Here is a 21,174-nt window from a genome sequence, read left to right as displayed (position 1 = left end):
GACGACTTTGAGGGGACAGCGACTCACCGTGGTCTCCATTAGCGTCCCGCTTCCAGGTGATCCAAGGGAGCGGGGGCCATGGCGGTCAATCTCGAGGGTTCGGCTTCGGGCCGGATCGGCAGGCGCGATGAGTTCGAGTCGCCGGATGGTGTCCGATGACACCCCGGTGGACAGGTAGGAATCCCGTCAAGCCGGTCGCCGGTTGGCGGCACGCCCGGCGTGCATCGATTGTCATGCTCGGCACGATCGCCACGGCGGTTTCCGGCCTCACCATCCCGGCGCAGGCCGCGCCGCCGGAGAAGCCGGTGAGCCAGCAGGTGCAGAAGCTGCGCGATGTGGCCGTCGGACCGGGCTCGGTCGCCAAGGCACGGGCCGGCACCGCGGTACGCGGGCATCAGCCCGCGGCACCGCGGTGGCCCGCCGCGAGCGATGCCACAGTGGAACTGGCCCCGGCTCGCACGCGCTTGTCCGGCCTGCAGGCCAAGGTGGACGGCCCGCTACCGGTACCCGCACCACGGGTGCGGGCCGGGTCGTCCCCGGTCTGGCTGGCGGCCGGCACGGCCGGGTCCCCGATGCGCGTGAGCGCCCGGGTGCTCGACCGGGAGCAGGCCGTGGCGGCAGGCCGTGACCTGCTGGTGCGGCTGGCGCCGGTCGGCGCGGCAGCGACGGGCTCGGTGGAGATGTCGCTGGACATCTCCGGCTTCAAGACGGCCTACGGCGCGGACTGGTCCGACCGGCTCCGCCTGGTGGTGGTGCCGGAATGCGCGGCGGGCCCGGAGTGTGCCGCTCAGCCGCTCGCCACCGCGCGCTCGGCGGACACGCTCACCGCGCGGGTGCCGCTCACCGCCGGCGGCACGATGATCGCGCTGTCGGCAGGAAGCGATTCGGCCGCTGGCTCGGGTGATTTCTCGGCCACCTCGCTGGTGGCGTCGTCGACCTGGTCGGCCGGTGGCAGCAGCGGCAACTTCTCCTGGTCGTACGGGCTGCGTATGCCTCCGTCACTGGGTGGGCCCACGCCCGACGTCAATTTCGACTACGCCTCGCAGGCGGTCGACGGACGCACGGCGGCCACGAACAACCAGCCGTCGTGGGTCGGCGAGGGCTTCGACTGGGAGCCCGGCTACGTGGAGCGCCGCTACATCTCGTGCAGCGAGGACATGACCGGGTCGCCAGCGCCGAACAACACGACGAAGACCGGTGACCTGTGCTGGCGGGGCAGCAACGCCACGCTTTCCCTCAACGGCCGGTCCACGGAGCTGTTCTACAACGCGACCGAGAAGCTGTGGCACGGGCGCAGCGAGGACGGGTCGAAGGTCGAGCTGAAATACGGCGCGGCCAACGGCGACGAGGGCCCGGCGCCCGGCACTTCGCCGAGCCCCGGTGACGCCGGTGAGCACTGGGTGGTCACCACGACCGACGGCACGAAGTACTTCTTCGGCCTGAACCGCCTGCAGGGCTGGACGTCGGGCAAGGAGGAGACGAACTCGGTGCAGACCGTGCCGGTGTTCGGCAACCATTCGCCCGACCCGTGCCACGCGACCACCTTCCTGGCCTCGGACTGCCTGCAGGCGTACCGGTGGAACCTCGACTACGTGGTCGACCCGCACGGCAACACGATGTCGCTGTGGTGGGGACGGGACACCAACAAGTACGGCATGAACATGTCCGAGACCGACCTGCACACCTACACGCGGGACGCGTACCTCAAGCGCATCGACTACGGCACGCACCAGCGCACGCTGGTCAACAACGTGAAGACCGACACGGTCTACACGAGCAAGCCGGTACCCATGCGGGTCGAGTTCGCCACCGGTGACCGGTGCCTGAGCAATTGCACCAACCACGGCGACAACTGGTCGGACACACCCTGGGACCTGTCCTGCACCAGCTCCCCCTGTGACGACCACTCGCCCACCTACTGGTCCACCCGCCGGCTGAGCCAGGTCACCACGCAGATCTGGGACACCGCCACCACCCAGCACAAGCCCGTTGAGCAGTGGACGCTGACGCACAGCTACCCGGACCCGGGCGATGGCACCCGGGCGGGCATGTGGCTGGAGAAGATCCAGCGCACCGGCCTGGTCGAGGGCACCACGCCGGCCGCGATGCCGGTGGTGAAGTTCGATCCGGTGATGCTGGCCAACCGGGTGGACACAGCGCTCAAGAACGGGCTGCGCCCGATGAACTGGGCGCGGATGTCGGCGATCACCAACGAGACCGGTGGCGTCGTCTCCGTCACCTACAAGGCGACGGAGTGCGTCGCGGGCGCCCTGCCGACCGCGCACACCAACGTCAAGCGCTGCTACCCGGTGCGATGGGCACCGCCGGACCTGGGCGGCACGCCCGGTCAGGAGATCACCGACTGGTTCCACAAGTACGTGGTGGAGAAGGTCGCCGAGACCGACGGCGTGCTCACCGGCGCAGCCGCGTCGTCGTCGAAGGTGACCCGGTACGACTACGTCGGCGGCGCCGCCTGGCGCTACACCGAGGACGACGCCTTCACCAAGGACAAGTACCGAACCTGGAACCAGTGGCGCGGCTACGCCACCGTGCGCACCTACGTCGGCGAGGGCGCGGACCAGACCCGCACGGACACCAGCTACTTCCGGGGTATGCACGGGGACAAGGCCGGTCCGTCGGGCGGCACCGACACGGTCACCCTCACGGACGGCAAGGGGCTGATCGCCGCCACCTACCCGGCGGAGACGATTTACGACCACGACGAGTTCGCCGGTATGCCGCTGGAGTCGGCGCAGTACGACTCGCCCACCGGAAACCCGATCTCCGGCACGGTGAGCAAGCCGTGGCGCTCGGACCCGGCGACGGCGTCACGCACCATCGACGGGCAGACGCTGTACGCCCGTTTCGTCGACGTCTCCGACGAGTGGACCTGGGGCAGACGCGACACGCAGCCGGTCAGCGACCGGGTCACCCGCACGCAGACGAAGTACGACAGCCTGGGTATGGCGGTCGAGGTCACCCGGCACGGCGACCTGTCGAAGACCGGCGACGAGCAGTGCACCGCGATCTCGTACCTGCGCAACTCCAATCTCCATCTGATGAACACGCCACACCGGACCCGCACCTGGGCGCTGACCTGCGCTGACGCGCTCACCACCGGGCGCGCCTTCACCAAGGTCGAGATCGTCGGGGAGGTGCGGACCTCGTACGACGACCAAGCCTGGGGTGCCGTGCCCACCGTCGGCGAGCCGACTCGGGTCGAGGCCATGAAGGACTGGGTGAACAACGCCTTCGTCCCGCTCACCACCACGAGGTCGGCGTACGACGATTACGGCCGGCTCACCGACACGTGGGACGTCGACGGAAAGCAGACGACCACCGGATACCTCCCGGCCGCGGATGCGCCGGTCACCTCCACCACGGTGACCAGCCCGTTCGGCCTGACCACCACCACTAAGAGCATCCATCCGGCGTGGGGCGTGACGACAGCCGTGGTGGAGGTCACCAACAGCCGCCGCACCGATGTCACCTACGACGCGCTCGGCCGAGTGGAGAAGGTGTGGCGGCCGGGTCGCCTGAAGTCGCTCTACCCGAACACACCCAGCTCGTGGTTCGTTTACGGCATCTCGAACACGGCGCCGTCGTTCATCGAGACGAAGGCGCTCAGCCCGACCGGGGTGCTGGTCAGCTCGTACCAGTTCTACGACGGGCTGTCCCGGCCGCGCCAGACCCAGGCCGTCAAGAAGGACGGCACGTCCGGCGCGATGGTCAGCGACACGTTCTACGACAGCGCCGGCCGGGCCTGGCGTACTTTCGGCCCATACCCGGTGAGCGCGGCGCCGTCGGCCGTCTTCTCCCCGCACCCGGCGGACGACCAGGACAACATCGAGATCTGGAACCGGACGGTGTTCGACGGCGCGGGCCGTCCGGCCGAGCAGATCCGCTACTCGAAGCTGGTCGAGCAGTGGCGGACGTCGACCCGTTACCCGTCGGTGGACCGAACCGAGGTCACCCCGCCCGACGGCGGCACCGTGACCTCGACGGTGGTCGACGCGCTCGGCCGGACCGCCGAACTCTGGCAGCACCACGGAACCACGGCGGCCTCGTCCTACGACAAGACCGTCTACACTTACGACGGCAGGGACCACCTGACCAGGATCGTCAATCAGGCCCAGAGCAAGTGGGAGTTCGAGTACGATCTGCTGGGCCGGCAGACCAAGTCGACGGACCCCGACAAGGGGATCACCGCGACGACGTACGACAACGCCGGCCGGCCCGAATCCGTCACCGACGGCCGGACGCCTGCCGTGACGCTTCGGTACACCTACGACCAGCAGGGCCGCAAGACAGGTCTTTACCACGGTTCCGTCACCCCGGCCAACCGGCTGGCGAAGTGGGACTACGACCAGCTGTCCAACGCCAAGGGCATGCTCACCTCGTCGACGCGGTACGTCGGCGGTGAGGCGGGCGCGGCCTACACGTCGGCGGTCACGGCGATCTCACCCTTCGGCACCATCTCCCAGCAGATCGTGACGATTCCCAGCACCGAAACCGGTCTGGCGGGCTCCTACCAGTACGATTTCAGCTACCGGGCGGACGGCTCGCCGGCGACACAGCGGCTGCCGGCCATCGGCAGCCCGACGGGCTACAACCTCGGCTGGGAGACGCAGACCACCACGTACAGCAGCGCCGGAATGCCGCAGACGCTCGGCACCGGCACGACGAGCTGGCTGGTGACCGGCACCGGATACACCGAGCACGGCGAGGTCGGTGTCATCACCCTCCGTGACCAGACGGCCAATCCGCAGCTCCAGATCGGGCAGTACTACGACAGTCAGACCAGGCGGATGAACCGGGTCTGGACGACCCGCGACACCGCGCCGACGACCGTCTCCGACCTGTACATCGGGTACGACGACGCCGGAGGGGTGACCCAGCTGAAGGAGACCTCGGCAGTGGCCGGGGTGGAGACGCAATGCTTCGACCATGACCAGCAACGTCGCCTGCTGGAGGCGTGGACGCTGGCCTCGGGCGACTGCGGTGCCGTGCCGACCGCCTTCTCCTCGGTCGGCGGGGTGGAGAAATACTGGCTCAGCTGGACGGTCGACTCGGCAGGCAACCGCACCAGGCAGATCCGGCGGACCAGCGCCGGCACGGTCACCACGAAGCACGTCTACCCCGCGGCGACAGCCGCCCGCCCGCACGCGCTGACCCGCACCACGGACGCCGCCGACGTGACGACGGGCAGCTACACCTACGACACGGCGGGCAACACCCGCTGCCGTCCAGCCGGCACGGCCCTGAACAACTGCACCTCGGGGTCGGGCAGCCAGACGCTGACGTGGGATGCGGAGGGGCGCCTGCAGCAGAGCGTCGACAGCACCGGCACCACCAGTTTCATCTACGACGCCGACGGAAACCGGCTGATCCGCAAGGACCCGACCGGGAAGACTCTCTACCTGCCGGGGCAGGAGCTGCGGGTCAACCCGGACGGCACCGCCGTGATCTCCTGCGTGCGTTACTACGCATGGGCGGGGCGGAACATCGCCACCCGCAGCAGCAGCGCCGCCGGTGTCGAGAAACTGACCTGGATGGTCGCCGACCGGCAGAACACCACCACCATCACGGTCAACGCCACCGGCAGCCAGGCGGTGTCGGTCAAGCGCCAGGATCCCTACGGCAATCCGCGCGGCGGCGTCACCGGGACCTGGCCGACCGGCCTCGACAAGGGCTTCGTCGGCGGCACCAGCGACAACACGGGTCTCATCCACCTCGGCGCACGTGACTACGACGCCGGGACCGGCCGGTTCGTCACCGTGGACCCACTGCTGGTGATGACGGATCCCCAGCAGCTCAACGGATATTCGTACGCGGGCAACAGCCCCGTCGTCCACAGTGACCCGAGCGGCCGCACCCGATGCGACTACGGTGACTGCGCTGACCCGAGCATCAAGCAGAACTATGTTCCCCCGCCGAGCGGGGCGGGCAAGAAGACCGGCGGCGGGAGCACGAGCCCGAAGAAGCCGACGATCAAGGACGTCATCAAGGGCACCCTTGATCTTCACGCGCAGGATCTCGGGTTCCGCGACTTCGATCACATGATGGAGGTCGGCTGCCAGGACTTCCTCTCGCCCGCGCACTGCCGCGCGCTGGAGGACGGGCTGAGGCGCGCGCTGGACTCCGCAGGCGGCAAACCGTTCGACTGCAACGCCTTCCCTGACCCGGAGCGGTGCTTCAACGACCTCGAGGGGTGGCTGAAGAAGGGCTACAAGCACATCGAGTTCTCCGTCGGCTACTGTGGCGGCATCTGCATGGACATCGAGTTCCAGCACGGCGTGGTGCAGTTCGTCCCCGGGCTGGGTCCGCTGCCCGGCTGGGGCGGTGCCATCGTCTGGAACACGCTGCTCGTCGAAGAACAGGGTCCGGTCGGCGCCGATGCGTGCGGTGCGGACATCGTGGGTCCGTGCTTCGGCGTCAAGCCCAAGGTCGATCACAAGGGTGACTGGGTAGGCTGGGGTTGGGAGTTCGGTGTCTCCTTCGGAGTCGGCGAGGTGAAACCGGCGATCTCATACAACATGGTCAGCTGGGACCTCAAGACGGGTGAGTGGTCGGGGCCGCCGGACCCGCTGCCCCCCTCGTTCAGCAGGTTCGTGCGAGAGAACTGTAGGAACATCTGGTGGTGCTGATCGTGACCTCGACCATGCCGGGCGGACCGCTCGGCTTGCTGAACGCGCCGATCGCGGCGGGCGACAAGCTCGGCGAGGGCGGCGTGGGCAGGCACGTCTTCCTGCTGCTGCTGGGAGTGGCCGTGGCGCTGTGGATGCTCGCCATGCTGACCAACTTCCGCGGCATGCGTGAGGACAACCTGCGCCGGTCGGTCCAGGGCGCTCAGGCGTACGGCTGGAACAGGGGGCATGAGGACCCTGAAATGGACCGGATGCGGCAGCGCTTCGCCAAGGTCATGCAGCGCGTGGTGTGCAGCATCTTCCTGCTCGTCGGCATCGGCATGGCCGTGGCCGGCGGGATCGGCACGGTGCTCGCGCTACGCGCCTGACCGCTGATGGCGAGCCTGGGGCGGATCACCGCGCAACGCGGTGATCCGCCCCAGGCTCACTCCGCCGCCAGTGCGGCGGTGCCGCGCGTCAGCGGCTGAGGTTGCGGTAGCGGCGGACGGACAGGGGCAGGAAGATCGCGGTGAGCAGGAGGGGCCACGCGATCGCGAGCAGGATGGCGTGATCCGGGACCACACCGGGGTTGCCGAACAGGTCACGGGCGGCGGCGGCGGTGGCCGACAGCGGGTTCCACTGGGCGATGGCGCCGAGCCAGGCGGGCATGGTCTCGGGGTCGACGAAGACGCCGGAGAGGAAGCCGACCGGCCAGACCAGGATCTGCACCATCGTCACCGACTCCGGGCCCTTGACCACCAGACCGAGGAAGATGCCGACCCACAGCAGCGCGAAACGCAGAAGCAGCAGCAGCCCGAACGCCGCCATGGCGGACGCCAGGCCTTCATGCCAGCGCCAGCCGAGCGCGGCGGCGGCCCCGACCAGCACCGCCAGGCCGACGGCCGAGTTCATCAGGTCGGCCAGGCAGCGGCCGAGCACCACCGAGGCCGAATTGATCGGCAGTGACCGGAACCGGTCCGTGACGCCCTTGGCCGCGTCGGTGGAGATCGCCGTCATGGTGGCTTCCACGCCGAAGAACATGGCCAGCGCGAACATGCCCGGCATCAGGTAGTCGAAGTAGCCGGCGCCGATCGCGCCGCCGAACAGCCCGCCGAACATCAGCGCGATCATGACCGTGAACAGCCAGTTCACGATGACGCCGAACGGCTGCTGCCGCCAGTGGGTCAGCTCCCGCTGCGCGAGCACCCACGTCTCCCCCAGTACGGCCGTCACGCCGCCACCTCCTGCCTGCTGCCCTGCTGCCGGTCGAGTTCCAGGAACACCTCGTCGAGGGTGGGCCGGCGCAGGTTGACCTCGGCCGGCTCGACGCCCTCGGCGGCCAGCGCCGCGCTGACCGCGACCAGCGCCTTCGTACGCTGCTTCACCGGCACGCTGATGCGCCGCTCGTCGGTGCGGGGCTCGCCGTCGGCGTGCCGCAGCACCACCGGCAGCGCCGCCCGCGCCTGCGCCGGATCGTCGAACACGAGATCGATCCAGTCGTCGCCGACCGCCGCCTTCAGCTCGTCGGGCGTGCCCTCGCGCACCACCCGGCCGTGCCACAGCATGGCGATCCTGGTCGCGAGCCGGTCGGCCTCCTCCAGGTACTGCGTGGTGAGCAGGATGGTGGTGCCGCCCGCGACGAGTTCCCGTACGGCGGCCCACACCTCCTGCCGGGCCTGCGGGTCCAGGCCGGTGGTCGGCTCGTCGACGAACAGCACCTCCGGTGACACGATCAGGCTCGCGGCCAGGTCCAGCCGCCGCCGCATGCCCCCGGAGTACTTGGCCACCGGCCGGTTCCCGGCCTCGACCAGGCCGAACCGTTCCAGCAGCTCGTCGGCGCGGGACGCCGCGCGGGCTCGGCCGAGGTGGTTGAGCCGCCCGAACAGCACCAGGTTCTGCCGCCCGCTGAGGATCTCGTCGACGGCGGCGTACTGCCCGACGAGACCGATGCGGCGGCGGACCTGCGCGCCGTCGCTGCTCACGTCGTGCCCGGCCACCGTCGCGCGCCCGGCGTCCAGGCGCATCAGGGTGGACAGGATGCGGATGGCCGTGGTCTTGCCCGCCCCGTTCGGGCCGAGCAGTCCCTGGACGGTCCCCCGGGGCACCTCCAGGTCGAATCCGTCGAGCGCCGGTTGCTGCGCTCCCAGGTAGGTCTTGCGTACTCCGGACGCCGCTATCGCCAGTTCAGACACGTGCGGACGCCTCCCTTCCGGTCGGCGTACACCGTACCGTACGACGTACGCCAGCGTCCAGTGAATGTGCTCAGGGTTTGCTGGGCGAGCGGAAATGGCACGGTGGGCGCAAGCTGTGCGCATGGACATCGACGCCATGACGGCGCTCCTCCCCCTCGCCCCGCTCGCGGTGCACATGGTGCTGCGGCGGGTGCCCGAGGGCGAGGTGTGGATCCTCGAACGGCGCGGCCGGTATCGCCGGACGCTCGCGGCGGGCTGGCACCTGGTGGTGCCGCTGGTGGACCGGGTCAAGGCCGTGGTCGACCTCGCCGGGCAGATGCTGCTGTGGCCGCCGGTCGCGGCCTACGACACCCCGACCCCCACCGGAGACCTCTTCCCCGCCGGCGACGGCCGCACCGTCGAGGTGCGGCTGCGCGTCCTGTGGCGCGTGACCGACCCGGTCGTCGCCGCGTACCAACCCGACGGACCCGCCAAGGCCATCGACGCCCTGGCCGAGGCGACGCTGCGCCGCCTCATCGCCGACCTGCCCACCGAGACCGCCCTGTCCAGCCGCGGCGATCTCGACCGCGCGCTGTCCACCGCGCTGACCGACGGCGCTCACTGGGCCGAGGTCAGCAACGTACGCATCAGCGAGGTGCTGCCGCACCCCCAGCCGGCGCGCTCCTGACCCCACCGTCCCCGGGCGTCACCAGGTCGCGGCACAGCGGCACGTCCGACGTGGTGATGCCCGGCTTCACCAGCAGCGACAGCAACGGCCGGCTCCATACGCCGGTCTCGCGCTCGCTGCAGATGCGGCGCTGCGTGATCTGATCCGAGGTCAGCTGCCGCGGCCCGCCGCCGTCCCGGAACAGCACCGTCTCCAGGTCGTCCTCCTTGCCGAGCAGGTAGGCGACCTGGGTCCGGCCCTCGACGGTCACCGCGCTCGCGGGCAGCCACATGCCCTGCAACAGGACGACGGCGGCGAGGGTGAGCCCGATCAGGGCGGTCAGCCCGTCGACCCACACCGTCGGCACGCGCCCGCCGAGCAGCGGACTGGGCGGCCGGTTCGCCGCCCAGGCGGGCTGCGGCCACCGGCGGCCCACCGTCATCGCGGCCACCAGCAGCAGCACCACCACGACGAGCAGGACCACCAGGTAGAGCGGTGCGGTGACCACCCCGACCGCCGCGATCATGAGCGCCGCGGGCGGCGGCACGGACGACAGCGCGGTGGTCTGGGCGACGGCTCCCCGCATCGCCGCGCGGCGTTCGGTCAGCGCCAGGGCCGCCGCGAGGATGAGGATCAGCGGCAGGAAGGTGAGATAGCTGCCGATGAGCAGCGCCTGCATGCTGGTGTGCTGGGCGAGCGCCTTCATCGTGGCGTCGTCGCCGTCGGCCAGCACGAACAGCCGTACCCCCGCCAGGATCGCCGGGAAGGCCGCCGACACCAGGCCCAGGTAGAGACCGGTCCGCTCCCCCACCGCGGCGGCCACGCCGGCCGCGGGACGATCAGGCTCGGGCATCTGCTCCGTCACGCCCCACATCCTCCCACCCCGCCCCCACCCGCCCGCGCGGTGTCCTCATCGGACCCCGCTCTCGTCGATCTTGCGCGAAGTGTTGCCCATTTGCCCGAAACACCCGTGTCGCACCCACAGTTCACGCAAGATCGGCGCGGCAGAGGGCGGGTGGCGCGGGGCGGGGTGGGGTCGGGGGTGGGTCAGGGTGGGGATCAGGGTTGACGCTGGATACGGGGAGGGTGGGGTGGGGTCTAGGTTGGCGGGGTGTCCCTTATTGCGACGCAGTCGCTGACCAAGACGTATCCGGGCGGGGTGACGGCGCTGGCTGACCTGACGCTGTCGGTCGAGCCTGGTGTGATCGGGCTGGTCGGCGCCAACGGCGCCGGCAAGTCCACGATGATCAAGACGCTGCTGGGGCTGCTCACGCCGACCAGCGGCCAGGTGCGGGTGCTGGGGCTGGACCCGGTCACCGCCGGGGAGGAGGTGCGGGCGCGCGTCGGGTACATGCCCGAGCACGACTGCCTGCCGCCGGACATGATCGCGGCGGAGTTCGTGACGCACATGGCCCGGATGAGCGGCCTGCCGCGCACCGTCGCCCGGGAGCGCGCGTCGGAGGCGCTGCGCCACGTCGGGCTGTACGAGGAGCGCTACCGGCAGATCGGCGGCTACTCGACCGGCATGAAGCAGCGGGTCAAGCTGGCCCAGGCGCTGGTGCACGACCCCAGCCTGCTGCTGCTCGACGAGCCCACCAACGGCCTCGACCCGGCCGGGCGGGACGCGATGCTGACCCTGATCCACCGGATCGGCACCGAGTTCAACATCTCCGTGGTGGTCTGCTCGCACCTGCTCGGCGAGATCGAGCGCATCTGCGACTCGCTCATCGCCATCGAGGGCGGGCGGCTGCTGCGCGCCGACCGGATCGACGCGATGACCACCGGCACGGACGTGCTGGCCATCGAGGTCGCCGAGGGCAGCGCCGAGCTGCTGGCGGCGCTGAGCGCGCGCGGCCTGGCGCCGCGCGAGGAGGGGCGGCTGCTGCTGGTGCCGCTGGCCGACGAGGACACCTACGACCTGATCCTGCGGACCGTCGCCGAGCTGGACCTGCCGCTGCACCGCCTCGACCAGCGCCGGCACCGGGTGGCCGAGCTGTTCGCCACCGCACCGCGACCGTCCCTGGAGGCCAGCCATGTCTGAGCAGAGTGTCATCCACGACATCGGCTACCAGCGCTATTCGGGGGTGCGGCTCAGCCGGGGGTACGCCGCGCGGTCGCTGTTCGAGCACGGGCTGCGCGTCGCGTTCGGCCTGGGCCGCAGCGCCAAAGCCAAGATCTTCCCGTGGATCGTGATCGGCCTGGTCACCCTGCTCGCCGTGGTGGTCGTCGCGGTCAAGGCGCAGACCGGCGAGATGATGCTGAGCTACCAGGCCTTCCCGTCGGCCGTCAGCACGGTGGCCATGGTCTTCCTGGCCGTGGTCGCGCCCGAGCTGGTCTCCCGTAACCTGCGCAACCAGACGCTGCCGCTGTACTTCTCCCGCCCGGTGGGGCGCGCCGACTACGCGCTGGCCAAGCTGAGCGCGCTCGCGGTGGCGGTGTTCCTGCTGCTGGCCGGGCCGCAGACGCTCGTCTTCCTCGGGTCGGCGTTCACCGCCTCGGACACGTCCGGAGTGGCCGCCGAGGCCCGGGGCCTGCTCGGCGGCTGGGTGGTGTCCGCCGCGTACGCGCTGATCTTCAGCAGCCTGTCGGTGCTGATCGCGTCGGTGGCCAGCCGGCGCGCGTTCGCCGCGGGCGCCATCGTGGTCGTGTTCATGGTCAGCTCCGGGGTCGCCGGGCTGCTGATCGCGCTGGGCGGCGACGGCCCGATGTCGCGCATCGCGCCGCTGTTCAGCCCGTTCCTGCTCCCCGAGGGCCTGCGCAGCTGGCTGTACGGCACGTCGATCGACGTCGGGGCGTACGGCCCGCTCTACGGGCTCGCGACGTTGCTGCTCGTGGCCGGCTGCACCGGGCTGCTCGTGCTGCGCTACAGGAAGGTTTCGCTGTGACCGACCTCGAACTGACCGGGGTGTCCCGCTGGTACGGCAACGTCGTGGCCGTCAACGACGTGACGATGACACTGGGGCCGGGCGTGACCGGCCTGCTCGGCCCGAACGGCGCCGGCAAGACCACGCTGCTGCACATGATGGCGGGCTTCCTGGCCCCGTCCCGCGGCGCGGTGACCATCGACGGGGCGCCGACCTGGCGCAACCCGGCGATCTACCGCAAGCTCGGGCTGGTCAACGAGCGGGAGGCGGTGTACGGCTTCCTCAGCGGCAAGGAGTTCGTCCGGGCCAGCGCGAAGCTGCACGGGCTGCCCGACGCCGACGCCGCCACCCGCCGCGCGATCGCGCTGGTCGAGATGAGCGACGCGCAGGACCGGCGGATGGACACCTACTCCAAGGGCATGCGGCAGCGGATGCGGGTGGCCGCGGCGCTGGTGCACGACCCGGCGGTGCTGCTGCTGGACGAGCCGTTCAACGGCATGGACCCGCGCCAGCGCATGCACATGATGGAGCTGCTGCACAGCCTCGGCGCGCAGGGCCGTACGGTGCTGTTCAGCTCGCACATCCTGGAGGAGGTCGAGCAGGTCTCCGGCACGGTGCAGGTCATCGTGGCGGGGCGGCTGGCCGCGTCCGGCGACTACCGCACCATCCGGCGGCTGATGACGCACCGCCCGCACGTGTTCGCGATCCGCTCCAGCGACGACCGGCGGCTCGCGGTGGCGCTGATGGCCTCGCCGTCGGTCGCCGGGGTCACCCTCGGCAAGGACGGGCTGACCGTGCACGCGGGCGACTACGGCACGTTCACCCGCGCCCTGCCCCGCATCGCGCTGGACCAGGGTGTCCGCGTACGGCAGCTGATCCCGTCCGACGAGTCGCTGGAAAGCGTCTTCTCCTACCTGGTCTCGGCGTGAGGTGCCCCCGATGAACATGACGATCGCCTGGATCACCGCGCGCGGCCTGTTCGGCCGCAAGCGGTTCCTGCTGCTGCTCCCGATGCCGATCATCCTGATCGGGGTGACCGCGGTCGGGCTCGCCTTCGACGCCCCGGCCGCCGACCTGGCCGAGACGGTGCTGCTCGGGCTCGGCGTGGCCACGGTCCTGCCGCTGGTGTCGCTCATCGTCGGCACCGGCGTGCTCGGCTCGGAGATCGACGACGGCACGGTGGTGCACATCCTGGCCAAGCCCATCCCGCGCGGCCGGATCATCATGGCCAAGCTGGCGGTTGCGGCCTCGGTGAGCGCGGTGGCGACCGCGGTGCCGATGTTCGCGGCCGGTGCCATGATCGGCGGCACCCGGCTCGGCGCCGGGTTCGCGCTGGCCTGTGTGGCGGGCGCGCTGGCGTACTCGGCGCTGTTCCTGGCGCTGAGCGTGCTGACCCGGCGGCCGGTGCTGCTCGGCCTGCTCTACGTGGTGATCTGGGAGGGCCTGATCAGCAACCTGGTGGCGGGCACCCGCACCGTGTCGGTGCAGCACTACGTGATCCGGTTCGCGGCGGAGTTGTCCGGCAGCGAGTGGTTCCGCACCACCGTGTCCACGACGGTCGCGGCGGTGATGACGGTCGTGGTGACCGTGGCCGGGACCTGGCTGGCCGCGCGGCGGCTGCGCTCGTTCTCGGTGGCCGGCGAGACCAGCTGACCGTCCCCGGAACAAGGCCGGCCCGGTGGGCCTACCGGGCCGGCCTGCTCATGTGTCCGGCTCAGCCGGCGATGTTGACCATCCAGTTGACGCCGAACCTGTCGGTCAGCGCGCCGAAGGTGTCGCCCCACATCTGCTTCTCCAGCGGGACCTCGACCTTGCCGCCCTCGGCGAGCCGCTCCCAGTAGCCCTGCAGCGCGTCGCTGTCGTCGCCGCTCAGGCTGATGGTGATGGTGTCGCCCGGGTTGTACGGCATGCCGGGCGGCGTGTCGGACGCCATCAGGGTGTACCCGGCGTCGCTCTCCAGCTGCGCGTGCATGATCTGGTCGGCGATCGGGGTGCCCTCCTGGCCGAACTCGCCGAAGGTGCTCATCGTCATCGAGCCGCCGAACACGGACTGGTAGAACTCGATGGCCTGCCGGGCGTTGCCGTTGAAGCGGATGTACGGGTTGAGGCGGGACGCCATCCGGATCCTCCTTGATCGTGATGAGCCGCCGATTGCGTACGGCCAGGCAGCATCCTCGCAGACCGGACGCCTGCGGCGGCATGACACGACCGAGTGAGCCGGTCGGGATTCAGCGCTCGGCGCGCCGCCACAGCAGCGTCACCGGCAGCACCAACAGCAGCGCCGCACCGGCCCAGAACGCGGTCCCCGCCAGGAACCGGCCCCGGTGCACGTGCCTGGGCAGGTCGCCGGCCCGAGCACGGAGCTCCTCCACCGCCGTCATGGTCTCCGCCTCGCCGTAGCCGAGCAGCCAGCTCCACGGGTAGCCCAGGTCGTGGTGGTAGACGAACATGCAGCACACCTGCTCCCGCACCACCAGCAGGCTCAGCGCCATCCCGGCCACGGTCAGCACCACGATCGCCGCCCAGGCGAGCGGGCCGGGCAGCGGCCCGCGCAGGCCCGTCCACAGCAGGAGCATGCCGCTCGCGACCAGCACCGCGCCGAACACCAGCCAGTGGCTCATCCCGCCCGAGATCACCAGCGCGAACAGCCCGGTCAGCGCACCCAGCGCCCCCACCACCGACAGCGCCACCCTGCCCGCAGACATCGACATGCGTGGAGTTTCTCATGACCGGGCGGGGAACTGGTGCCCCCTTGAACACCACAACTTCTGGGTTGTACCCACAACCCAGAAGTTGTGACCCGCACCGGGACACGTTCTGGCCGGACAGCACGGGTAGGCTCCGGCGATGATCCGCGTCGTCGCCGTCGACCTCGACGGCACCCTGATCCGCTCCGACGGGACCGTCTCCGAGCGCACCCGCGCCGCGCTCGGACGTGTCATCGCCGCCGGGACGAGGCTGGTGATCGTCACGGCCCGGCCGCCGCGCACCGCGCGGGCGCTGGCCGGGCGCGCTGGCATCGGTGGGGTCGCGGTCTGCTCGAACGGCGCGATCGTCCACGACTTGGACACCGACCACACGGTGATCAACGGACCGCTGCCGCTGGACCTGGCCGAGCGCACCGCGGCGGTCCTCACCGGGGCGCTCGACAACGTGACGTTCGCGGTCGAGACCGGCCGGCGCGCGGTGGTGAGCCCCGGGCACGGGCACCACGCCACGCACGAGGACGCTCGGCATGAGGTCGAGACGCCCGAGCAGGTCTGGACGGAGGCGGAGAGCTGCGTCAAGCTGCTGGCCTGGTCGCCCGCGCCGGTCACCGTCGAGCTGCTGGAGCGGCTGCAGGACCTGGTCCCGCAGGTGCGGATCACGTACTCGGGCGGGAACGGGCTGCTGGAGATCAGCGCGGCCGACGTGTCCAAGGCGGACACGCTGGCCCGGCTGTGCGCGGAGTGGGACGTCACCCCGGACGAGGTGATCGCGTTCGGGGACATGCCGAACGATCTGCCCGTGCTCGCGTGGGCGGGCACCGGCGTGGCCGTCGCCAACGCCCACCCGCAGGTGCTGGCCCGGGTGCACCGGGTCACCGCGAGCAACGACGACGACGGAGTCGCGCTCGTGCTGGAGGAGCTGTTCCCCGCTGCGGCCGATGTCGTACCGGGCCGTTAGCGTGACCGCGACATCAGTGGTCGTGTGTGGAGCGTGGACATGTTTCGGCAGGGTGATGTGCTGGTCGTCCCGATCGCGCGGGAGGAGCTGCCCGAGGGCCTGATGGACGCGCCGCGCGACCGGCGCAACCGGATGGTGCTGGCGCTGGGCGAGGCGACGGGCCACGCGCACGTGCTGACCGGCGAGCGGGCGTCGATGCTGTGCCCGCCCGACGAGCCCGGCCGTCTCTACCTCCTGATCGAGGGCTACGGCCGCCTGGCGCACGAGGAGCACGGCCCGATCGCGCTGGCGCCGGGCGCCTACAAGGTGGTCCGGCAGCGGGAGTACTTCCCGGGTGCGATCCGCCCGGTCGCGGACTGAGGCCGGGCATGAGCGAGCAGACGACCTCCGGCACGGCGAGCGCCGCCCGGCGGCACGACGACGACATCCGGCTCGCGGAGCAGGGCGAGCGCTGGCTGGCCACCGGGCTGAGCTGCGAACCCGCCGACCGGGCCGGGGCCGAGGCGGGTGTCCGGATCGCGTACGCGCTGGCGGGCCTGCCCGCGCCGAGGCACATCCTGTGGCTGGGATCGCCCGCCGCGGGCGCGCTCGGGGTGGCGATGCTGCGCACCGGGCAGCGCGGCGGCCGCCGCGACGAGCACATCCGGCAGGCGCTGGAGGCGCAGGGCGCCCGGCCCGGCGAGCTGGAGCTGGGCCGCAGCGTACGGCCGAAGGTACGCACCCGGCCGTGGGCGCAGGCTCGGGCGGCGCTGACGGCGAAGTTGGGCGGCACCGGTTTCGCCCGGCACTGGGCGGCCACGGCCCGCCGCCCCTGGCAGCAGCTCACCGACCAGCTCGCCACACCCCTGCGGACCAGGATCGACGCCGACCTCGCCGGCCGGTTGTCGGCCCGTGCGGGGCAGACAGACCAGGTCGCCGAGCTGCCGCAGGCGGCGCGGGAGGCGCTGCTCGACGCGATCGGCGGCCAGCACGACGCGGCGTGGCTGGCCGCGTTCGACAGCCACCCGGACGTGGACGGGCTGGCCCGGGTCGCCGGCAGCGCCGGCTGGTGGTGGGCGTTCGAGCACGTCGCGGTGCTCACCGAGCGGCCGGTCGCGGTGCACCGGGACAACCTGGGTCGCCTGCACCACGGCGACGGCCCTGCGCTGTTCTACCCGGACGGCTTCGGGCTGCACGCGTGGAGCGGCATGCCGATCACCGCCGAGGTCGCCGCGGAGCTGCCGCACCTGACCGTGGAGCGCATCCGCGGCGAGGGCAACGCCGAGATGCGCCGGGTGATGCTGGAGCACTTCGGCTTCGACCGCTACCTGCGGGAGTCCGGGGCGTCCAAGACGCAGTCCGACGAGTGCGGCACGCTGTGGCGGGTCACCCTGCCCGGCGACGAGCCGCTGGTCATGGTCGAGGTGCTGAACTCCAGCCCGGAGCCGGACGGCACCTTCCGGACGTACTTCCTGCGCGTGCCGCCGACCATCCGCACCGCGCGGGCCGGGGTGGCGTGGACCTTCGACCTCACCGAGGAGGAGTACGTCCCGCTACAGCAGACCTGACCGGCTCACTCGGCACGCCCCAGGTCGGCGGCGGTCCGGCGGGGATCCGCTCGGGCACGCCGCCGGCGAACACCCGGTGCAGGCCCAGCCGTTCGAGGTGGACGTATCCGATGTGGCAGTCGCAGGTGGCGTTGGTGCACGGGCGGGGGCGCAGCGCGGCCCGGTAGCTGCCGTCGTAGAGGTTGCCCAGCGGGGCCGGGATGAAGTGGCAGCGCCGTACCGTGCCGTCGCCGAGCACCGACAGCGACGTCTCGCCCGCGCCGCACGCGAACCCGGCCGAGTGGTGCGGGCGCACGCTGTATCCGAACAGCGGGTCGAGCTGCGTCCACGCCGCCTCGGCGGCCGCGTCGTAGCTGTGCCCGTCGGCGGCGTTGACCCACAGGTACGTCGACTCGGGCAGCAGCTCGCGCATCGCCACCGCCTCCGCGTGGTGCTCGGGCAGCCCGACCATGCCGACGGAGTGCCTGATGCCGTACCCGCGCAGGGTGGCGCAGGCGGCCAGGAACCGCTCCCGGCTGACCTGCCCGGGATGGTAGGTGGCCCAGAGCGCGAGCCGGGCCGGATCGGCGTCGGCGACCCAGCCCAGCCGCCCGGCCAGGTTGGTCTGGATGGCGACCCGCTCGACATGGGGCAGGTGCGACAGCCGCACCAGCGCCTGCCGGTACCAGGACCGGGTCAGCCCCTCACCCCACGGCGTGAACAGCACCGAGATCGTGTCGCCGTCCGGGTTGGCGGCGACCCAGTCGGTGAACCTCCCCAGCGCCTCGCGGTCGGCGGTCAGCTGGGCCCGGCTGTCGCGCCGTTTCGCGAACGGGCAGTACGGGCAGTCATAGTTGCAGCTCGCGAGGGGCCCGCGATAGAGCAGCAGCAGGTTCACCGCAGCACCGTCCCCGCCATCGCGTCACGCACCGGCCCGGACACCAGCCACGGCCCGATCGCGTCCCCGTGCGCGAGCCCCTCGTCGGTGAGCAGGATCCGCCCGCCCGCCTCGGCCGCCCAGCCCCGGCCCGCCAGCTCGGCCAGCTGCGGGAAGTCCGCCTGGACCGTGCCGCCGAAGCGGCTCGCGTAACCGGCCAGGTCGACGCCCTCGGCCCGCAGCAGCGACTTGACGAGCCAGCGCAGCCGCCGCTCGGCGCCGTCGAGCGCGAATCCGAACTCGGCGTACCCGAAGTCGGCGGCCGGGCGGCTGACGTAGTCGTCGATGATGGCGCGCACCTCGCGCACGCTCACCGCGTAGTCGAACGAGTAGTGCAGGTCGGCGGTGTACGAGCGGGCGCCGCAGCCGAGGCCGACCATGCCGTCGTCCTGGCAGCAGTAGTCGGCGCCGTCCGGGTCGGGCACGCCGTCGCGGCGGAACTGCCGCATGGACAGCTGCCGGTAGCCCGCCTCTCGCAGCAGGTCACGGCCCTGCCGGTAGCGGTCGAGCCGCTCACGGTCCCAGGCCGGGTCGGTCGCGTCGCCGTGGCGGCGGCCGAGGCCGGTCAGCGGGCGCACGTACAGCGGGTAGAGGTAGACCTCCTCCGGGGACCAGGCCAGGGCCTCGTGAAGTGAGTACGCCCAGGTGTCGCGGGTCTGGCCGGGGATGCCGTAGATCAGATCCAGGTTGCGCACCGCGAAGCCGCCCTCGGTGATCGCGGCCAGGGCGCGGTCGACCTCGGCGCGCCGCTGCGGCCGCCCGGCGGCGTGCGCCTCGGCGTCCAGGAAGCTCTGCACGCCCATGCTGACCCGGTGCGTGCCGTGCGCGGCGAGCACCGCCAGCCGGTCCGGGGTCGCGGTCGCGGGCGACGTCTCGACCGACAGGCCCGCCGCGGCCGGGGCCAGCCCCAGCACGCCCTTGGTGATCTCGAACAGCTCGGCCAGCTCGGCGGCGTCCAGGTAGGTGGGGGTGCCGCCACCGATCGCGGCGCGCGCGTAGCGGACCTCGCCGAGCGCGGCCGCCACCTGCTCGGCCTGCACCCGCAGCTGCCGCAGGTACGCCGCGACCTGCTCGGCGGGCGGGGTGGCGCGGGTGAACAGGTTGCAGAACCCGCAGCGCATCTCGCAGAAGGGGATGTGCAGGTAGAGGAACAGCGCGTCGCGGTCCTGCCCGGCCCACACGTCGCGCAGCGCGGGACGCGGGCGCAGCGCCCGGTACGCCGTCTTGTGCGGGTACGCGTACAGGTAGCCCTGGTACGGCGAGCCGTCGAGCACCTTCACCACTGCTTCCGCTTCATTGCTCATTGCTGAGCAGGTCGGATGTTTCGCTCTCCGCCGTCGGGGGGCGGCTGGAGTCCTGGACCGGCAGTCTGGTCCGGTGGCGATCGGCCCGTTCCAGCAAGATCTGCTTGACCCGGCGGTGCGGGGTGTGCAGGGCGATGTCGGGGTCGCCGGCTCTTGCCTGGATGTTGATCGCGGCGTTCACGTCTGCCTGCCACACGACCCCGCACCAGGTGCAGTGAAGCCTGTCCCCGCTGCGGCGGCCCAGGCCGGCGCAGCGATGACACGCTTGTGAGGTGTAGGCGGCGTTGACGTGCACGAGCACAGAACCTCTGCGCTCCGACACGCTCGCCAGGGCCTCGGCCGTGACCCCTCTGGTCCACCCGGCCAGGCGCCTGTTCATGTTCGCACCGAGCGGTCTACGCCCGGCGAAAGTCTTGGTGAGGTCCTCGGCCACCACGGTGCCGGCTTCATCGACCACACGATGCACGGCGGTGAACGTCTCAGTACGCACCCGGGCACGCCAGACCCTGTCGCGACGGCTCTTCTTGACCGTGCCCAGGTTGTTCTCGCGGATGCGTTCGGCCTTGGCCCGGTCGCCACGCAGAGCGGCCTGGTTGGCGATCGAGCGCAGCCTGGCCCGGGCCCGGCCCTTCTCCTTGCGCCGGTCGGACTCGGTGGACAGCAGTGTGCCCAGGCCGGTGCCGTGATGCTCGCCTTCGGCGTCGGTAAGCACCTCGGTGTAGCCCTTGTCCACCCCGACGGTGCCCGTCCCGCACGCACGCCGGCTGGTGCGCATCGTGGCCGCGTCGATCTGGTAGTGGATCTCGACCCGGTCCTCGCGCAAGATCAGCCGCAGCGTGCCTGCCGGCGCGACGGTCGTGTTGAGCGGGATCCTCACCATACGGCGCTGCGCCAGGCCGGGCACGGCCAGCCACAGCCGGCCGCGGACATCGGCCCTGGTGTTGTGCTGGTCGGCGCGCACCACGATCTGGTTGTGGGTGCGGTTACGGCCACGCTGCCAGTGCCGGCGCATCTGCCTGGCCAGGTACGGGTCGATGGCCCACCGGCCGGTCTTCAGGGCGGTGAACAGCCGGCGCCGTTCAGCCGGGTCGCTGGTGTGCCGGCCGATCGCACGGCGCACCCTCACCTTCGCGGCGGCCCGGTTCGCGGCGATGTCGGCCATCGCGTCACGGACCGTCTCCTTCCACGCATTGGCCAGCACCCCGAACCCGCAGTGGATACCCTCGGCCAGCCACCGGTCACGAACCACACGGTCGGAAAGACCCGCACCGCCTACCGACCCGTAGCGCTGCCACACCAGCGAGCGCACCCGGCCCAGCCGGCGGGCCTGCTCGGCCAGAACACGGTACTTACCCCGGTTGAGCCGGTCCGAGTACGCGACCCGCGTCACCTTCACGCCGCAGCCACCTGCCC

At 71.3% G+C, this 21,174-nt stretch carries 18 protein-coding genes; 10 read left to right on the top strand and 8 right to left on the bottom strand.

Going from position 1 to position 21,174, the window contains the following annotated elements; genetic code table 11:
* Positions 1 to 233: 233 nt before the first annotated feature.
* The gene (locus tag CS0771_RS21385; RefSeq protein ID WP_212842642.1) at positions 234 to 6,647 is read left to right on the top strand and encodes an RHS repeat-associated core domain-containing protein; all 6,414 of its coding nucleotides are present in this window, start codon (positions 234 to 236) and stop codon (positions 6,645 to 6,647) included.
* Positions 6,638 to 7,015: a hypothetical protein gene (locus tag CS0771_RS21380; RefSeq protein WP_212842641.1), complete on the top strand. Its 378-nt coding sequence runs from the start codon at positions 6,638 to 6,640 to the stop codon at positions 7,013 to 7,015. Before CS0771_RS21385 ends, CS0771_RS21380 begins: the two co-directional genes overlap by 10 nt.
* A gap of 88 nt (positions 7,016 to 7,103) precedes the next feature.
* Here CS0771_RS21380 and CS0771_RS21375 read toward each other — a convergent pair whose 3' ends face one another.
* Entirely contained in the window at positions 7,104 to 7,859 is a 756-nt protein-coding gene (locus CS0771_RS21375) for an ABC transporter permease (RefSeq protein WP_212842640.1), read from the bottom strand.
* On the bottom strand, positions 7,856 to 8,818 hold the full coding sequence (locus CS0771_RS21370) for an ATP-binding cassette domain-containing protein (RefSeq protein ID WP_371821441.1): 963 nt from the start codon (positions 8,816 to 8,818) through the stop codon (positions 7,856 to 7,858). The genes CS0771_RS21375 and CS0771_RS21370 overlap by 4 nt, the downstream gene beginning before the upstream one ends.
* 121 nt (positions 8,819 to 8,939) lie before the next feature.
* On the opposite strand from CS0771_RS21370, the gene CS0771_RS21365 reads away from it, so the two are divergent.
* Positions 8,940 to 9,485: an SPFH domain-containing protein gene (locus CS0771_RS21365; RefSeq protein ID WP_212842639.1), complete on the top strand. Its 546-nt coding sequence runs from the start codon at positions 8,940 to 8,942 to the stop codon at positions 9,483 to 9,485.
* On the opposite strand, the gene CS0771_RS21360 is transcribed toward CS0771_RS21365, so the two are convergent.
* Positions 9,445 to 10,329, bottom strand: coding sequence for a hypothetical protein (locus CS0771_RS21360; RefSeq protein ID WP_212842638.1), 885 nt, complete (start codon positions 10,327 to 10,329; stop codon positions 9,445 to 9,447). The two genes, CS0771_RS21365 and CS0771_RS21360, sit on opposite strands and share 41 nt — an antisense overlap.
* A gap of 246 nt (positions 10,330 to 10,575) precedes the next feature.
* Here CS0771_RS21360 and CS0771_RS21355 point away from each other — a divergent pair, with 246 nt between their 5' ends.
* Genes CS0771_RS21355 through CS0771_RS21340 form a run of 4 tightly spaced genes read left to right on the top strand, consistent with a single transcriptional unit; the run spans position 10,576 to position 13,981 of the window.
* On the top strand, positions 10,576 to 11,505 hold the full coding sequence (locus tag CS0771_RS21355; protein WP_212842637.1) for an ABC transporter ATP-binding protein: 930 nt from the start codon (positions 10,576 to 10,578) through the stop codon (positions 11,503 to 11,505).
* A complete protein-coding gene (locus CS0771_RS21350) occupies positions 11,498 to 12,349 on the top strand; it encodes an ABC transporter permease (protein ID WP_212842636.1) in 852 nt (283 codons plus the stop codon). The genes CS0771_RS21355 and CS0771_RS21350 overlap by 8 nt, the downstream gene beginning before the upstream one ends.
* Complete coding sequence (locus CS0771_RS21345) at positions 12,346 to 13,257, top strand: ABC transporter ATP-binding protein (protein WP_244870934.1); 912 nt, start codon at positions 12,346 to 12,348, stop codon at positions 13,255 to 13,257. The genes CS0771_RS21350 and CS0771_RS21345 overlap by 4 nt, the downstream gene beginning before the upstream one ends.
* 10 nt (positions 13,258 to 13,267) lie before the next feature.
* Complete coding sequence (locus CS0771_RS21340) at positions 13,268 to 13,981, top strand: ABC transporter permease (protein ID WP_212842635.1); 714 nt, start codon at positions 13,268 to 13,270, stop codon at positions 13,979 to 13,981.
* 61 nt (positions 13,982 to 14,042) lie between these two features.
* On the opposite strand, the gene CS0771_RS21335 is transcribed toward CS0771_RS21340, so the two are convergent.
* Together CS0771_RS21335 and CS0771_RS21330 are read right to left on the bottom strand one after the other, a co-directional pair.
* Positions 14,043 to 14,447 (bottom strand): VOC family protein, encoded by a 405-nt coding sequence (locus CS0771_RS21335; protein WP_212842634.1) that lies wholly within the window; start codon positions 14,445 to 14,447, stop codon positions 14,043 to 14,045.
* A gap of 109 nt (positions 14,448 to 14,556) precedes the next feature.
* Entirely contained in the window at positions 14,557 to 15,039 is a 483-nt protein-coding gene (locus tag CS0771_RS21330) for a hypothetical protein (protein ID WP_212842633.1), read from the bottom strand.
* Positions 15,040 to 15,175: 136 nt separating this feature from the next.
* Between CS0771_RS21330 and CS0771_RS21325 the strand changes: the two genes are divergently transcribed.
* The 3 genes from CS0771_RS21325 to CS0771_RS21315 are packed head-to-tail and all read left to right on the top strand — an operon-like array spanning position 15,176 to position 17,541.
* The gene (locus CS0771_RS21325) at positions 15,176 to 15,994 is read left to right on the top strand and encodes an HAD family hydrolase (protein ID WP_212842632.1); all 819 of its coding nucleotides are present in this window, start codon (positions 15,176 to 15,178) and stop codon (positions 15,992 to 15,994) included.
* Between the two features lie 39 nt (positions 15,995 to 16,033).
* Positions 16,034 to 16,354: a hypothetical protein gene (locus tag CS0771_RS21320; RefSeq protein WP_212842631.1), complete on the top strand. Its 321-nt coding sequence runs from the start codon at positions 16,034 to 16,036 to the stop codon at positions 16,352 to 16,354.
* A gap of 8 nt (positions 16,355 to 16,362) precedes the next feature.
* Entirely contained in the window at positions 16,363 to 17,541 is a 1,179-nt protein-coding gene (locus CS0771_RS21315) for a DUF6745 domain-containing protein (RefSeq protein ID WP_244870933.1), read from the top strand.
* Here CS0771_RS21315 and CS0771_RS21310 read toward each other — a convergent pair.
* The 3 genes from CS0771_RS21310 to CS0771_RS21300 are packed head-to-tail and all read right to left on the bottom strand — an operon-like array spanning position 17,504 to position 20,923.
* Positions 17,504 to 18,418: an STM4011 family radical SAM protein gene (locus CS0771_RS21310; protein ID WP_212842630.1), complete on the bottom strand. Its 915-nt coding sequence runs from the start codon at positions 18,416 to 18,418 to the stop codon at positions 17,504 to 17,506. The two genes, CS0771_RS21315 and CS0771_RS21310, sit on opposite strands and share 38 nt — an antisense overlap.
* Entirely contained in the window at positions 18,415 to 19,761 is a 1,347-nt protein-coding gene (locus tag CS0771_RS21305; RefSeq protein ID WP_212842629.1) for an STM4012 family radical SAM protein, read from the bottom strand. The genes CS0771_RS21310 and CS0771_RS21305 overlap by 4 nt, the downstream gene beginning before the upstream one ends.
* Entirely contained in the window at positions 19,751 to 20,923 is a 1,173-nt protein-coding gene (locus CS0771_RS21300; RefSeq protein WP_212842628.1) for a zinc ribbon domain-containing protein, read from the bottom strand. Before CS0771_RS21300 ends, CS0771_RS21305 begins: the two co-directional genes overlap by 11 nt.
* Positions 20,924 to 21,174: the final 251 nt, after the last annotated feature.

The sequence above is a fragment of the Catellatospora sp. IY07-71 genome (genome assembly GCF_018326265.1).
Classification (GTDB): Bacteria; Actinomycetota; Actinomycetes; order Mycobacteriales; family Micromonosporaceae; genus Catellatospora.
Note: the sequence above shows the minus strand (reverse complement) of the source record. Positions and strands in the feature narration are given on the sequence as shown.